Here is a 1170-nt window from a genome sequence, read left to right on the forward strand (position 1 = left end):
TTGAACTGCTCCCTGTCAAGTGGACAATCAAATAATAAAAGATTTAAGCTACGGCCTTGTTCCTCATTTCAAGAGGGGCAAGGCCGTTGTTGCGCTCTTGAAACCGTTCATGATTGTAAAAATAAATGTAGGCGTCGATGTCGTCTACTAATTCCTCGAAGGTCTTATAAGTCTTCAAGTCATAGCACTCGGTCTTAAAGTGCCCAAAGAAACTCTCGATTGGCGCATTGTCAATGCACTTACCAACCCGTGACATGGATCTGGTCAATTGAAGTTGGTTGGTCACCATACGGTATTCTCTGGAGGTATACTGGGAACCTCGGTCACTATGGAGCAGCGGTCTGGCACCTGGATTAGCCGCCATCGCCTTTCGCAGGTTCTCCATCACGAGGGGATTGTCGTTGTGCCGGCTTAATATGGTAGGCGACAATTGAGCCGTCATAGAGGTCCTTAATGGCACTCAAATAAGCCTTACAGCCTAAACCATATGGCAAGAAAGTCACATCGGTACACCACTTCTGATTCGGTGCATCAGCTATAAATTCTCGATTGAGCAGGTTCTCTTCAATGTTGACAAAACTGCTCTTGGTACAGTAAGCACGAGACCTGCGGATAACTGATGACATCCCGAGGATGCGCATCAAACGACGGATACGTTTCTTGTTGTAATTGGTTCCTAGCTGACGATTGACGAACCGTGTCATCCGGCGGTAGCCTAGAATCCCCTTATACTTGGCATGGAGTTCCTTGATGGTTGCCATCAGGGCTTGATTGGTTGTTTCTGAAGCGGTCTCTTGGTGCTTGAGCCACTTGTAGTAGCCTGAACGGGATACGCCTAAGAGCCGACAAAGGGAGTTGATGAAACAGTCCTCGTGTTCATCAGCGTAGTCCTTGATGGCTTGAAAGGTTTCCAGATGGCGCCCCTGTCTCACCGTCGGCTTCGCCGTCTGATTTCTTCCAACTTTTTTAGCAATCCGTTCTCCATTTCAAGGTAACGATTGCGTTCTTCCAACTGTTTGATTTTAAGTTGGAGCTCTTCCTCTGGCGTGAGATTTGGCTTGGTTTCAAGCCCTTTCCCACGGCGGTCCAGAAGTCCTTGACTGCCATCCTTTTCAAACTTCCGAACCCAGGAATAGACCTGTTGGTAGGAGACATTATATTTCGCAATTG

Annotated in this window: 1 pseudogene; it reads right to left on the reverse strand. The window is 47.5% G+C overall.

The window, feature by feature from the left end:
• Nucleotides 1–43 precede the first annotated feature (43 nt).
• Nucleotides 44–1170 (reverse strand): annotated as a pseudogene (locus tag ABID29_RS12255) (IS3 family transposase); the annotation flags it as partial.

Source organism: Streptococcus rupicaprae (assembly GCF_040545225.1).
GTDB classification, from domain to species: domain Bacteria; phylum Bacillota; class Bacilli; order Lactobacillales; family Streptococcaceae; genus Streptococcus; species Streptococcus rupicaprae.